Origin of the sequence: Streptococcus sp. 22.1, from assembly GCF_016648645.1 — a bacterium.
In the GTDB taxonomy this organism is placed as follows: Bacteria; Bacillota; Bacilli; order Lactobacillales; family Streptococcaceae; genus Streptococcus.
On the sequence record NZ_JACLQK010000003.1, the window covers coordinates 1 to 13,649 of the forward strand.

General features: G+C 36.0%; 15 protein-coding genes. 10 read left to right on the forward strand and 5 right to left on the reverse strand.

Translation table 11 applies throughout. The features are described from left to right. Window positions 1-133: 133 nt before the first annotated feature. Window positions 134-430, reverse strand: coding sequence for a DUF3270 domain-containing protein (locus H7U04_RS01785; protein ID WP_037603906.1), 297 nt, complete (start codon window positions 428-430; stop codon window positions 134-136). A 238-nt stretch (window positions 431-668) separates the two neighbouring features. Between H7U04_RS01785 and H7U04_RS01790 the strand changes: the two genes are divergently transcribed. From H7U04_RS01790 to H7U04_RS01800, 3 genes are all read left to right on the forward strand, one after another. Then, entirely contained in the window at window positions 669-1,598 is a 930-nt protein-coding gene (locus H7U04_RS01790; RefSeq protein WP_201059262.1) for a peptidase U32 family protein, read from the forward strand. Window positions 1,599-1,693: 95 nt separating this feature from the next. Next, window positions 1,694-2,980 (forward strand): peptidase U32 family protein, encoded by a 1,287-nt coding sequence (locus tag H7U04_RS01795; protein WP_002885971.1) that lies wholly within the window; start codon window positions 1,694-1,696, stop codon window positions 2,978-2,980. Further along, complete coding sequence (locus H7U04_RS01800) at window positions 2,980-3,297, forward strand: CHY zinc finger protein (RefSeq protein WP_083306734.1); 318 nt, start codon at window positions 2,980-2,982, stop codon at window positions 3,295-3,297. Before H7U04_RS01795 ends, H7U04_RS01800 begins: the two co-directional genes overlap by 1 nt. Window positions 3,298-3,342: 45 nt before the next feature. Here the strand turns inward: H7U04_RS01800 and H7U04_RS01805 are convergent, their stop codons facing one another. Together H7U04_RS01805 and H7U04_RS01810 are read right to left on the reverse strand one after the other, a co-directional pair. Then, window positions 3,343-3,882, reverse strand: a complete 540-nt coding sequence (locus tag H7U04_RS01805) for a biotin transporter BioY (RefSeq protein WP_014634210.1) — start codon at window positions 3,880-3,882, stop codon at window positions 3,343-3,345. A gap of 95 nt (window positions 3,883-3,977) precedes the next feature. After that, the gene (locus H7U04_RS01810; RefSeq protein WP_037603900.1) at window positions 3,978-4,262 is read right to left on the reverse strand and encodes a hypothetical protein; all 285 of its coding nucleotides are present in this window, start codon (window positions 4,260-4,262) and stop codon (window positions 3,978-3,980) included. 124 nt (window positions 4,263-4,386) lie between these two features. On the opposite strand from H7U04_RS01810, the gene H7U04_RS01815 reads away from it, so the two are divergent. Beyond that, complete coding sequence (locus H7U04_RS01815) at window positions 4,387-4,599, forward strand: YdbC family protein (protein WP_002886106.1); 213 nt, start codon at window positions 4,387-4,389, stop codon at window positions 4,597-4,599. 36 nt (window positions 4,600-4,635) lie between these two features. On the opposite strand, the gene H7U04_RS01820 is transcribed toward H7U04_RS01815, so the two are convergent. Continuing rightward, window positions 4,636-5,970 carry an Nramp family divalent metal transporter gene (locus tag H7U04_RS01820; protein WP_049545282.1) on the reverse strand — a complete coding sequence of 445 codons (1,335 nt, stop codon included), beginning with the start codon at window positions 5,968-5,970 and terminating at the stop codon, window positions 4,636-4,638. Between the two features lie 196 nt (window positions 5,971-6,166). Between H7U04_RS01820 and H7U04_RS01825 the strand changes: the two genes are divergently transcribed. Next, window positions 6,167-6,475 (forward strand): hypothetical protein, encoded by a 309-nt coding sequence (locus H7U04_RS01825; protein WP_201059264.1) that lies wholly within the window; start codon window positions 6,167-6,169, stop codon window positions 6,473-6,475. A 38-nt stretch (window positions 6,476-6,513) separates the two neighbouring features. Here the strand turns inward: H7U04_RS01825 and H7U04_RS01830 are convergent, their stop codons facing one another. Continuing rightward, window positions 6,514-7,788, reverse strand: a complete 1,275-nt coding sequence (locus tag H7U04_RS01830) for a DNA cytosine methyltransferase (RefSeq protein ID WP_201059266.1) — start codon at window positions 7,786-7,788, stop codon at window positions 6,514-6,516. A gap of 117 nt (window positions 7,789-7,905) precedes the next feature. Here H7U04_RS01830 and H7U04_RS01835 point away from each other — a divergent pair, with 117 nt between their 5' ends. The 5 genes from H7U04_RS01835 (at window position 7,906) to H7U04_RS01850 (ending at window position 13,606) form a co-directional block, all read left to right on the forward strand. Then, window positions 7,906-9,396, forward strand: a complete 1,491-nt coding sequence (locus H7U04_RS01835; protein ID WP_201059283.1) for a Sau3AI family type II restriction endonuclease — start codon at window positions 7,906-7,908, stop codon at window positions 9,394-9,396. Between the two features lie 36 nt (window positions 9,397-9,432). Next, on the forward strand, window positions 9,433-10,800 hold the full coding sequence (locus tag H7U04_RS01840) for an SIR2 family protein (RefSeq protein WP_201059269.1): 1,368 nt from the start codon (window positions 9,433-9,435) through the stop codon (window positions 10,798-10,800). Continuing rightward, window positions 10,787-12,421, forward strand: a complete 1,635-nt coding sequence (locus tag H7U04_RS01845) for an ATP-binding protein (protein ID WP_201059271.1) — start codon at window positions 10,787-10,789, stop codon at window positions 12,419-12,421. Before H7U04_RS01840 ends, H7U04_RS01845 begins: the two co-directional genes overlap by 14 nt. 95 nt (window positions 12,422-12,516) lie before the next feature. Further along, entirely contained in the window at window positions 12,517-12,639 is a 123-nt protein-coding gene (locus H7U04_RS11365; RefSeq protein WP_257056785.1) for a hypothetical protein, read from the forward strand. 58 nt (window positions 12,640-12,697) lie between these two features. Continuing rightward, window positions 12,698-13,606 (forward strand): hypothetical protein, encoded by a 909-nt coding sequence (locus H7U04_RS01850; RefSeq protein WP_201059273.1) that lies wholly within the window; start codon window positions 12,698-12,700, stop codon window positions 13,604-13,606. Window positions 13,607-13,649 lie beyond the last annotated feature (43 nt).

Genomic DNA, 13,649 nt, shown 5'->3' on the forward strand with positions numbered 1-13,649 from the left:
TATGGGACTTTTTGTGTACACTTAAAAAGCTCTATAATCTCTACAGTGGTTTTACCCACTACAGAAATTATAGAGCCTAAAAAAGAAAGCCCATGAGGCTTTTTTTAGTACGAAAAAAACGTTGACCAAACAGTCAACGTTTTTGTGCTTTATAATACTCGATTAGGACATAAATGCCTATCTGACCAATGACGCTGATGGTAATTGCCCAGAAGAAGGCCCAGAAGGTAGCCACCTGTGCTACCAAGAAAAGGAAGGCAACTAGGACTGTTGAAACACAGAAGCTTGAGATACGTCCAAAGAAAATCATATCTTGTAGCTTAATACTATTACTATTTAAAGTTTGATAATCTTGGTAATTCGTCGTTTGAAGACGCTCAGTCTCGAAATCTTCGATGTGATCAAATTGACGGTGTAAGTTGTCAGCCATGTCTGCCTCCTTTCTATATAAAATATCTAAATCACTTTTTCGTGTAGGTTAAAATACTTAGTCAGTATTTCACTATTTAGAATCTCATTAATAATACCATAAAAAATTTATATTGCAAAGTTTTTTTTGTTTTTTGTGAATATTATAGTATTTAAAAACTAAATTAAAATATTGAGATACATAGTTTTGAACCTAAAAATTCTAAAAAAATCAAATCATTTGTGCTATAATGTGAGTTATGGAAAAAATTGTAATTACAGCGACTGCTGAGAGCTACGAGCAAGCACGTGAGCTCCTAGAACTTGGCGTAGATCGTATTTATATCGGCGAAAAAGCCTTTGGCCTTCGTTTGCCTAAGCCTTTTTCATTCGCAGAAATGCGAAAGATTGCAGAGCTGGTACATGAGTCAGGCAAGGAATTGACTGTTGCCGTTAATGCCCTCATGCACCAAGGTATGATGGATGCTCTTCCAGACTATCTTGATTTTCTTGAAGAAATCAAGGCAGATTATATCACGGTTGGTGATGCAGGAGTTTTCTACATCTGTAACCGTGACAAACGTCCCTTCAAAATGATTTATGATGCTTCAACTATGGTAACCTCTAGCCGTCAGATTAATTTCTGGGGCAAACAGGCAGGAGCATCTGAAGCGGTTTTGGCTCGTGAGATTCCATCTGCGGAACTATTCATCATGGCTGAAAATCTTCAGATTCCAGCTGAGGTTTTGGTTTATGGTGCAAGTATCATTCACCACTCAAAACGTCCACTTCTTCAAAACTATTACAACTTTATCAAAACGGATGAAGCTGTTACCAAAGAACGTGACCTCTTCCTTTCTGAGCCAGGAGATCCAGATTCTCACTACTCAGTTTATGAAGATATGCACGGGACACATATCTTTGCCAACAATGACTTGGATATGATGACTAAACTTTCAGAACTCGTTGAACATGGTTTTGACCACTGGAAGTTGGACGGCGTTTATTGCCCAGGTGAAAACTTTGTAAAAATCACTGAGTATTTTGTGAAGGCTCGTGACCTCATCGAGGCTGGCGAATTTTCACAAGACCAAGCCTTCCTCTTTGATGAGGCTATTCATAAATTACACCCAGGCAACCGTGGTTTGGACACAGGTTTCTACGACTATGAACCTGACCGTGTAAAATAAAAATACTTCCTCCTTCGTTTGAGAGTTTTCCATTTTCAGGGAACGAAGGAGTTGTTCAAAACTTAAAATCGACAATCTTGCAAATTGGAGAAATTATGACTACAACTAAAAAACGCCCAGAGGTACTTGTACCTGCTGGAACTTTGGAAAAATTGAAAGTCGCTGTAAATTACGGCGCAGATGCTGTTTTCGTTGGTGGACAAGCCTATGGTTTGCGTAGCCGTGCCGGAAACTTTACCATGGATGAGCTTCGAGAAGGTATCGAATATGCTCACGCTCGTGGTGTTGATGTGCACGTTGCTTCAAACATGGTTACCCATGAAGGAAATGAAAAAGGTGCTGGTGAGTGGTTCCGTGAATTGCGTGACATGGGACTCGATGCTGTTATCGTATCTGACCCAGCCTTGATTGAAATCTGTTCAACCTACGCACCAGGACTTAACATCCACTTGTCTACACAAGCATCTGCGACAAACGTTGAAACCTTCCATTTTTGGAAAGAGTATGGTTTGACCCGTGTCGTTTTGGCACGTGAGGTTACCATGGAAGAGTTGGCTGAAATCCGTAAGCGTACGGATCTTGAAATTGAGGCCTTTGTCCATGGCGCTATGTGTATCTCATACTCAGGTCGCTGTACCCTTTCTAACCACATGTCAGACCGTGATGCCAACCGTGGTGGTTGTTCACAGTCTTGTCGTTGGAAATATGACCTTTACGACATGCCATTCGGCCAAGAACGTAAGAGTATCAAAGGTGAAGTTCCTGAAGAATACTCTATGTCAGCCGTTGACATGTGTATGATTGAAAATATCCCTGACCTTATCGATAATGGCGTTGATAGCCTTAAAATCGAAGGTCGTATGAAATCTGTCCACTATGTCTCAACAGTTGCCAACTGTTACAAGGCTGCTTGTGACGCTTACATGGAAAGTGCAGAAGCCTTTTATGCCATCAAAGATGATTTGATTAACGAACTCTGGAAAGTTGCCCAGCGTGAATTGGCAACAGGTTTCTACTACAAGACACCAACAGAAAACGAACAACTCTTTGGAGCTCGTCGTAAGATTCCACAATACAAATTCGTTGGTGAAGTCGTAGACTTTGATCCAGCAACTATGACAGCTACTATCCGTCAACGTAACGTTATCCTCGAAGGTGACCACGTTGAATTCTACGGACCAGGCTTCCGTCATTTCGAGTGTGATATCAAAGACCTTCACGATGCCAATGGTAACAAGATTGACCGTGCACCAAACCCAATGGAACTTCTTACAATTACCGTGCCACAAGAAGTTAAACCTGGTGACATGATTCGTTCAACTAAAGAAGGTTTGATTAACCTCTACCAAAAAGACGGTTCAAGCAAAACTGTTCGTGCCTAATGACAAGTCAAATCAATGGGCTCCTGGTAGATGATCAGAGTAGGTGTCAACACTACCATTCTCCACTAGATATAGTTGCCCTAAAATGCTTCGAGTGCCAGAAGTATTATGCCTGTTATCAGTGTCATGATTGCTTAGAGAAACATAGCTTTCGAGCTTATCCTTGTCAATTGAAGCAGGACAAGATCCTTATCTGTGGCGTTTGTAGGCATGAGATGACAATTGAGGAGTATCAAGATGTAGAAGCTTGTCCCAATTGTCACAGTGCCTTCAACCCAGCTTGTTCAAAGCACTATGATATTTATTTTGAAAAATAAAAAGATTGAAGATTCTGTTCACATGAACAAAGTCTTCAATCTTTTTTAGTTAAAGTAACTATGATTTTTAAGAGCTTTTAAGACTGGCTTAGTCACCAAAGCGACGATGAGACCTTTTAAGAGGTCAGGAATAATAAAGGGTGTCAAGCCAACAGCTACAGCTGCAGACCATCCCATTTTTCCGAGAAAGTGCAGGCTGAGGATACCACCAACAAAGACAAGTGCATCTCCCAAAACAAAAGCCACAAAGATTTTCCAGATAGGAGTCTCAGCATGAGTTAGTTTTGAAGTGACAAAGGCGAAAAATGGATAGGCCAACAAATAGCCAGCTGAAGGTCCAAAGAAGGATTGGAGCCCACCGCCTCCACCTGCAAAAACTGGTAGACCAATGGCGCCTAGAATCAGGTAGAGGGTAGCAGCAAGTGTCGCCTCTCTTGGCTTAAGGATAGCAGCAACAAGTCCGACAGCAAAAGTTTGCAGAGTAATGGGAACTGCACCGATAGGAATAACAATTTGAGCTAGGGCAGCAATGATGGCAGCACCAAAAGCTGGAAGAATAAGTGACAGTGTACGATTTTGTGTCATTTTTAGTTAACCTTTCGTAAATAAATAGTTAACTTATTATAGCAAGTGGTTTCAAAAAAGTCAACCTAATAATAAAACGAGGTTAACTGATAAACTTAACCTCGTTGTGATATGATTTTTAGACGTTTGATTTCATCAAGTTCAATCATGCTGATGATCTTATCCTGCTCGATAAAGATGGCTTGTCGCTCTCTATCATAACGGTTGATGTAGCCCTTATAGGTCTTCTGATTGGATGTCAGCATGACCATTTGATTATGATCAATAGCATGATAGATATCGTTAATAAGTTGATTCTGCATTAGGTGGACAGGTTTGCTGTGACCTATTTCCACAAACTGATGAAGCTGATGCTTTACGGCTTCTAAAAAGTTTATCATGGTCATTTCCCTCGTTTCTTGATAAAATAATTATAGCATGAAAGGTGAATTTTTGTGGATAACTTCATTCTAAAACAGACAATTTTCACAGAAAAAAACGAATAAAGCTAGTGGAGGTAAGCAAATGGCAGAATTTTCATTTGAAATTGAAGAAAAACTCTTGGTCTTGTCTGAGAATGACAAGGGTTGGACTAAGGAACTCAATCGTGTGAGTTTCAATGGCGCACCAGCTAAGTATGACATCCGTACATGGAGTCCAGACCATACCAAGATGGGCAAGGGGATTACCCTCAGCAACGAAGAATTCCAAGTTCTCGTTGACGCCTTCAAAAACTAAAACAAGGTCAGCATGGCGCTGGCCTTATTTTTTTGTTTAAAACGTATCAAAGATAAGTTTGAGATTGAGAATGGTTAGGACAATAGCGATGGCATAACCAAGGAAGGTATTCCACTTGGCATTGACGTGTTTTCCCATGAGTGATTTCTTAGAAGTATAGTAAATCAAAGGGAAGATAGAAAATGGCAAGGCAAGTGAAAGGAAAACCTGTGAATAAACCAGCAGTTGATCCAGAGTCTTTTCTTGATCACCGTAGAGAATAGCTACAACGATAACAGGTAGCAAGGCGAAGAGACGTGTGAATAAACGAATTACCCACTGCGGTAACCTCATGTGGAGAAAGCCTTCCATGACAATTTGGCCAGTCAGAGTACCAGTAATGGTAGAGTTTTGACCACTAGCCAAGAGCGCCAAGGCAAAGAGTGTTGAAAGTGTCGAACTAGCTACCGCACCAGCAATCTTAGAGTCCTGAAGAGCATTGTACATCTGTGAGAAAGCTGAAATATCAGAAGCATGACCAAAGAAGAGAGCTGCTCCCAAAATCAAGAGGAGGGAGTTAACCACAAAGGCCAAAGTCAACTGGATGTTAGAATCCCAGGTCATGAAACGGACAGCCTTAGTCACGTCTTTGCCATCAGAATAGTCAACCTTACGAGTCTGTGACAAGGATGAGTGCAAGTAGAGGTTATGTGGCATAACGGTCGCACCCACAATCCCAAGCGCCAAGGTCAACTGGTTGGTATGTCCAGCAGCATGTGGCTCGAAGAGCGCTGGCGTAGGGAGATAACCCTCTAGGATTCCCGTAATACTAGGTTCAGACAAGGCTACCAGATAGACAAAGATAACCAAGATAGTCAAAATCAAGGTTGAAACAATAGCCTCGATTTTTTTGAATCCCAGCTTCATGATGAGCAGTAGCAGGAAGACATCAAGGACTGTCACCAGAATGGCAACCATAATTGGAATACCAAAGAGCAGGTTAAGAGCAATGGCAGAACCAAGCACCTCAGCCAAATCCGTTGCCATTAAGGCAAGCTCCAGAATCACCCAAAGTGTGTATCGCAACCATTTGGGCGAGTGATAGGCAGTCGCTTGAGCTAAGTCCATTTGGGTCACAATCCCTAATTTCCCAGCCATTTGTTGCAACTGCATAGCGATTAAAGATGAAATTAAGATGACAAAAAGCAGACTATACTTGTAGGTCGCCCCACCGACGACACTGGTAATCCAGTTCCCTGGATCCATGTAACCCACGGCCACAAGAGCCCCAGGTCCCAAGAAAGCCTTAAGATTTTGCCAAAAACGATTATTATTTGGTGTATCTATGGATTGGTTTACCTCAGAAAGGGAAACCTTCTTTGAATATGTCATAAACACCTCTTTCTAAGTCATATCTGCCTAAAAGTGTATTATTTCTAGACAGACCGACATCTTTATTATAGCACCATGAGGAAGATGTGCAAGGTTTTGACTTATCTTACATTGGTGTCATAGAGGACTTTTCAGAATTGCCTTTTTATACTAAACTATATGAGTAGATTATTTCATAAATGAGGGAGAAAAATAATTGAAAACATTTCAACTAACAGCTAAGAAAAAGATTACCCTGGCACTCCTAGTTGTCATTGCGCTTGCTTTGCTTATCTTTATCATTAACGTGCAGATGAATCAGCCTGATAACCTACCTGCAAATTACATGGAGCGCCTTAAAAATCCTGGAATGACCGGAGATTACATCGGCCTCTGGAAGTCTCGCTGGCATGAAGAAAACAAAGCATGGATTTATCCTGCGAAACAATACGCTATCTATGCAGTAGTACCCCTTGCTTGTTTGTCAGCTTGGGTCGCAGCTTCAAAAGCAAAATTTTGGAAATAAGAAAATGCTTCTCTCGATTGAGGGAAGCGTTTTTTATGTTATTCAGCAATATCGATTTCTACAATAAATTCAGCAATTTTCCTTACAATGTCTGTTACTAATGCATTTCCCATAAAGAACATTCGCATTTTATCAGAAACCTCAGTAACAGTACCGTCAGATAATCTTTTCAGAGCTGTCCAATTATCAGGGAAATCTTGTAAACGTTCTGCCTCGACAGGAGTAATAAGCCTATATCGTCCATTAACATGCAAGAAATGTGTAGAGCGATTAACTGTTCCTTCTGAAGTTAGCATAGTACGACCTGGGAGGTTTAAGTCGTCAGTTGGTGACATTCCTCCCTCAGAGTAAATATAGGTGTGTCCATCTGCAGAAGTACGTTCAATTCGTTTAGGTCCTCGCAAATATTGGAACTTTTCGAGTTTTGCTGGATCATTAATAAAGAACTTTTCAGGAACTTCCTCTTCATTTTGAAGAATCTCACCTAATGTAATTGGTTCACCATCATAGTTAGGTGCAGTATCAATAGAATAGTATCTGCCATGACGCATAACACCAGTATTCCAAACAGTTCCTGAGAAGTTATCAGAAACCTCAACAATATCCTCAGGGAGTTCATAGTACACATGACGTTTTTTGACTGGTGTATTCATAATAGGAAATTGGGTTGCAAACAGTCCTTCATGAAAAATATAATCGTCGTATCTATTTTCATCAAAAACTTGTTCTTGTTCTTCAAATCGTTGATCCATTTGGTGTGCGAATGGAATATCATTTCGATAGATAAAGAAAAACACACGACGACGTCTTTGACTGCGACCGTAATCAGCAGCGTTGATTACACGCCATTCAACAGAATATCCAAGATTATTAAACGCAGTCAACATAATAGCAAAGTCTCGACCACGTTGTTTTGAAGGAGCTTTTAGAAGTCTGTCAACATTTTCTAAAATAAGAAATCTCGGTCTAATAATCCTAGTCGCTCGAATGATTTCCCAGAAAAGGACACCCTTTTGTCCTTCAATACCTTGTTCGTTCTTTTTGCTACGAGCTACAGAGTAGTCTTGACATGGAAAACCACCAACAATCATATCCGCATTCATTTCAGCGAACTGTTCATCAGTAATATCAGCTATGCTAATATTAATATTTTCACTGTCTGGAAAATGATAATTGTATACCTCGAAAGCATCCTGAGACTTTCTAGAAGGCTCCCATTGGTTACTCCATAATGTTCTGAAATAATCAGGGTTGGCATTTTCGAGTCCTATACGAAATCCCCCAACACCCGCAAATAATTCTAAAACGTTCATAATACTCTCCAGAAGCTAAAAAATAAATATATTCTACTATTATACAATAATTTTTTGTTTAGATCAACAAATCAATTTGATATAATGAAAATAACGTTTTTTGAAAGGGCTTTAAAGATGAAAGAGCAGTTATTTGATTACGATGATTCAGATATTAATAGTGTTGTAGATTATTCTAAAGTACTATTAAATTACCGATTTGGACAAATAGTTGAGGAGTATCAAAGAAGTCCCTATAAAACTTATGATGATTTTCAAAATAAAATAGTATCTGATATAGAAGATAAAGAAATAAGTATGAAGTCCAAAGGACAATATGGAAACTATATCGAAAAATTCTTTTTTGGTTATTTACCTAATAGTAACTCATCTGCTGATTTTGAAAAAATCGGTGTAGAGTTGAAGGTTACACCTTTTAAAGTTAATAAGAATGGTTCAATCAGTGCTAAAGAACGTTTGGTACTTACAATCATTAATTTCATGGAAGAGAATTTGGATGATTTCTATTCCACTCATATGTGGAAAAAATGTCAAAAGATGCTATTGCTCTTTTATAATGGCTTGATTCCTGACCAAACAATGTCTGACTATGTTATTGAAAAAGTATTTCTTTATGAATGGTTCGATGAAGATATGGAAGTGATTTTGGAGGACTATAGACGTATTACCGAAAAAATCAAACAAGGTAAAGCTCATGAACTTTCTGAATCTGATGGTAACTATTTATCTACATGTACCAAAGGAGCTGGGAAAGGGAGAGATTTTCGAATGCAGCCTTTCAGTCATGAGCTAGCTAAGCAACGTGCATGGGAATTAAAGTCTAGCTATATGACATATCTGATTAACAATAAGATTTTTAATCAGAAGGAACAAGAAAGTGTGGTTGGTACAGCAAGAGGTCAGAAAAAAATATTTACAGAAATTATTTCTGATAAAATTTTAGCCTATCAGGGATTCACCGAGAAGCAATTATATGAAAAGTTTTTAGTTAACCCTAAAGCAAAAGGCAAGAATAGTACCTTAATTCGTAAAATTATAGGTTTGACAGGTGATATTGATAAGACACAGGAATTTCAAAAAGCTAATATGAATCTACGTGTTATTCGTATTGATAAAAATGGTTTACCAAAAGAAGACTCTCCATTTAAGACTTATAATTTTCAAGAGTTGGTACATAATGATAATTGGGAAGAATCTCAACCTTATCAGGAGATATGTAGTAAACGATTTTTATTTGTAATATTTAAAGAAAACTCACAAGGAGAGTTTGTCTTAGATGGAATAAAATTTTGGGGATTTCCTGATAGACTGGTTGACGAAGTCAAACGTGTTTGGCAAGAAACACGTAAAATACTAGCCGAAGGCATAGAATTAACTAAGAAAGGTAATAGAATTTCAACAAATTTCCCACAAAGTAGGATTAACAATATTGTTTTCACGAAGATTCACGCTTCAAATTCTTTATATGAACTTGAACCCGGAATCTTTGTTGGAAAAGGGAAAGAATCAGATACTGATATCTTACCTGATGGTAGAAGAATAACTAAACATTCATTTTGGTTTCCAAAGAGATTTTTAAAGGATGTTTTGAGTGGTGAATGGGAATAAGCAGTTATTTTAAAAATAGAAAGTAGGTAGAGTAGAATGGTTTTCTTCTTCTTTTTTGATAATGAAAAAAAATTAAAAGACAAACAAATTGAATTGCACTATTTGTCAAATACAATTTCATATGGTAAAGAGAAAAATGATGAAAATGAGTTTTTTGACTCCCACGGTGTACTTGAAAAACAAAATTCTAAAGATGAATCTGATAATAAATTTAAGGAGAGTGATTTTAAGAGATTGATTAGTGAAAAGATTCGTAAAACTATTTACGGAGAGAAATATTCAAATATTGTTTTTCTTGCTGGTGCTGGGGCGTCTGTAGTAGGAGGCAATCCAAATTATGGAAAAACAGTTAAAATGATTGCAGATGATATATTTGAAAAACTACATGACATAGATGATCTCTATACATTAGAAGAATTGGCTGAAATGTGCAGGTATAAAGATGGAAATATACTAGACTCTATAGAATCTGAATCATCTGGAAGTCCGGCATTGGATATTGGTTTTAACCTAGAGGACTTTCTTTCCGTATTATTCCATTTTCGTCCATATGTATCAGAAAATAATAAAACAAAATTTAATACTACTATTCAAAAAATTTTGAAGCTGATTAAGGAAAATACCAATTATTCTTATGACAGTAAAATATTGAAACATGGTGCATTATTAAAGTTTTTATCTGACCTATCAGGAAAGAATGGAAATAAATTTTCCATTATTACAACTAATTATGATGTTTTGATTGAGGAAGCTGCTGAGGAAAATAATTTCGTTATTTTTGATGGATTCAACTTTACACCTTTACCAAAGTTTGATAGTAATATGTTTGAATGGAACCTAGTGAAAGAAGTTCAGAATATTAATACCAGAGAAGTTGAATATAAAGAAAAGACATTTAATCTTGTTAAAATTCATGGTTCACTTACTTGGGAAAAGCGAGATAACGGTGATATTGTAAGAAAAAATAGACACAGTATTACGGATACAGATAAAATGGTAATGGTTTTTCCTAGTTCTGACAAGTTTGCTCAAAGCTATCAGGAACCGTATTTTGAACTATTCACAAAATTTCAAGAGCTTATAAAACGTCCTAATACATTGCTGATTTCTTCAGGATTCAGTTTTGCGGATGATCATATTTCTAAGATGATTACACAGGCATTGAAAAATAACTCTAGTCTGAAATTATTAGTGACGGACTTTAATATTGACCCCAATAGGCAGTGGGTTGAAGATGAGAAGAAATATACTGAGATTAAAGAGGGACAAAGTCAGTATAATAAAAATTGGGGTGAACTCGTTCACCTTATGGATGAAGGCTATCCTATTTCTTTTTTAAAGGCTACTATGAATAGTGATTTGGTTGATTACTTAAGTGGAAGGTATTTAAATGACAAAGATTGATAGTTTTTACAAAGTAGCTGATAAGAGTAATTATTACCTTGGTATGATTTCTCAGGTGAATCGTGCATATTCTACTATTCAAATAGAAAATCTATCGCTATTTTCATACAGAAAATTAAGAACAGATATTCTTGCTCCCAATACAATAAATTTCTATGTTTTGATTGATTCGAGTAATGGTTTATTTTTTGGTGAAATATTTCAATCTAAGGTTTCTAACTCTGATAGTCTTCATGAGATGTTTACGTATGGACAACAAGAAAAAATTTTTCCAGAAATAAGTATTGATATACTTGGTTATATACCATTAGGTGAACAATACTTTAAATTAAATGGTACAAATACCGTTGGTATAACTGATAAAGTGTATATCGCAAATGAAAATGCAGTTGAGCAATTTATTAAATCAATAGAGGTTAATCCTAATAAGGAGAGACAGTTATCTTCTTTTGCAAAACTTGCATTCAGCACTCAAGAGTACCCAATAAAATTGCAACCTAAAACTCTATTTAATAGACATTTGATGACTGTTGGGACTACAAATAGTGGTAAGTCAACATCAGCATTGAGTATTTTAGATAAGCTAGTTAATGATGGTATAAGGGCTCTAATAATAGACCCTACGGGAGAATATTCTGATTCATTTACGGATGAAGAAGCAAATAAATATATTTTGGGTCAGGATACCTTTGTTTCGGTTTCAGCATTATCAATGCAACAATGGTCTATATTATTTGAAACTAATGATGGTACGCAACCAGCAGTTTTAGCTTCTGCTATTAATTCATTAAGGTATCAAAAGAAGAACAAACTATCCAGTGTTTATGTAAAAATAGAACAAAAAGTAGATGAAGTGACTAAAAATATAAGTTCTCTATCTTCGAGTGATAAAGAATTTGATATTAAACTTTTATCTGAACAAGTTTCGAATGAAGCTATAAAAAGAGAAAGAAGGGGGAAGTCTTCATATTTTATTTATGATGATTTCAACTTTAACTCTAATCAGTATCTAGTACAAAAAATAGATTATAAATTATCAAATACAAGTTTTTTGAACTTTTTTAACTCAAATGGACAAGGATTACTAGATGTTATTGATAATTGGGTAACAAGTGACACGAGAAAATCACTATACATTGATGTTTCAAAAATTGGAACAACTGATGAAATAGGTGGAATGATTATTGATTTAATAACAAATCATTTAATTAATTATAATAAGGATAAAATTAATCCATTTATAATATTTGTAGATGAAGTTCATCGTTACACGAAAAGTAATACTAATGATGGAATTTCCTTTTATACGGGGTTAAATAGTATCGCCAGAGAAGGGAGAAAAAAAGGAATATTTCTTTTTTTAACCACTCAGAATCCAAATGATGTTGATAAAGTTTTACTGGGACAAATAGGGACACTATTGGTACACAGGTTAACAGCACCTAATGAATTAAAATCAATTCAAAATCATTTGTCAGAGAATCAAGTAAATCAACTTAGAAAACTTAATACTGGGGAAGCAGTTTTAACAAGTATTAATTTATTAAAAGACTTATATATTCAAGTTGAAAAATGCAATAGGTTGCATCATAATGAAACGCCTAGTTTGTTACACACGTAGTTTTGATTGTTGACAAAACATAGCTACAGTAATAAAATTACTTTGATGCTGGTCTCGGTTTTGACACTTGGAGTGTCTAGAAGGAGGAAATGATAATGTCAACTATCAATTGGACAGATATTTTTCTAGCCCTCATTGGACTAGCATCAAATGTTGTTACTTCACATAAAGAAATATCTTTAGCAAAACTTGCAAGTGAAGAAATTTCTAAAAAGTAATGGCAAAGTTAAAGCATATAGGGGTGAACTCTATATGCTTTTTTAAGGAGTAAAGTATATGGCAATTACCCCCTTTGAAAACAGTGATTATGAGATACTGATTTCAGATTTAATTTTTGATATTTATTATTCAGAATTAAGTATTAGCAGTAGGCTTGTGTTATTGCGTAAAATGACTGAGTTGATTACACGAAGATTTTTAAATTTGGGAATGGGAGAAAAAATGGAATTGGGTGATATCACTTCACCTGAGAAAAATCCTAAATATAAAACGACTGAAAGACTTAATAATGTTGATAAATTATTGCGAAAAGACTTTGAGAGTACAGTAAATAAATTGAGAGAGATAGGTAATAAGTATTCTCATACCCAAAATCATAAAATTTCTAATCTAGAAGAGTGGATTGAGGCTGAAAATTTGATTTGGGATTTATTTTCTTACTTATTTGTACAATATTTTTTGAAGTATAATTTGAGTTTGAAATCTGATAAAAATGTATTATCAATGTTTTCTCAACTTCCTACAGATATAAGATTTAGAACTTTACAAAAATTGTTCGAGATAAAAGGATATGACAATATTCAGCTAATAGACAAATATTTATTAGCGATGGTTAAAAGTAAAGGATGGGAAGAGGCTTACTTTTGGTTAATCAGTCACAGGAAAGAAATTCAATCAATGGGTTATCCTTCAGAAAACGAGATTATTGAATATACTGATGATTTTGATGAGGACGAGTTATCATTACCTTTAAGAAAATTTCAAAATGTATTTGGATTGCTTAGTTCAGTATTACGAAATCCCAAGGTGAAATCTGTATCAGGAGGAATTTATGACACATTTGAAGAAGCAGTAAAGTATTTTTATGAAGAAAATCTCGAGACATATTTATCGGCTACTCGAGAGCAAATTGAATTTAGAGAATTGTTATATTTTTGTTTTATAGGAAGAACACCAACAAACTAATATAAGAAAGAAGCATTTATATTGTTTTTCCGAAACAGACGAC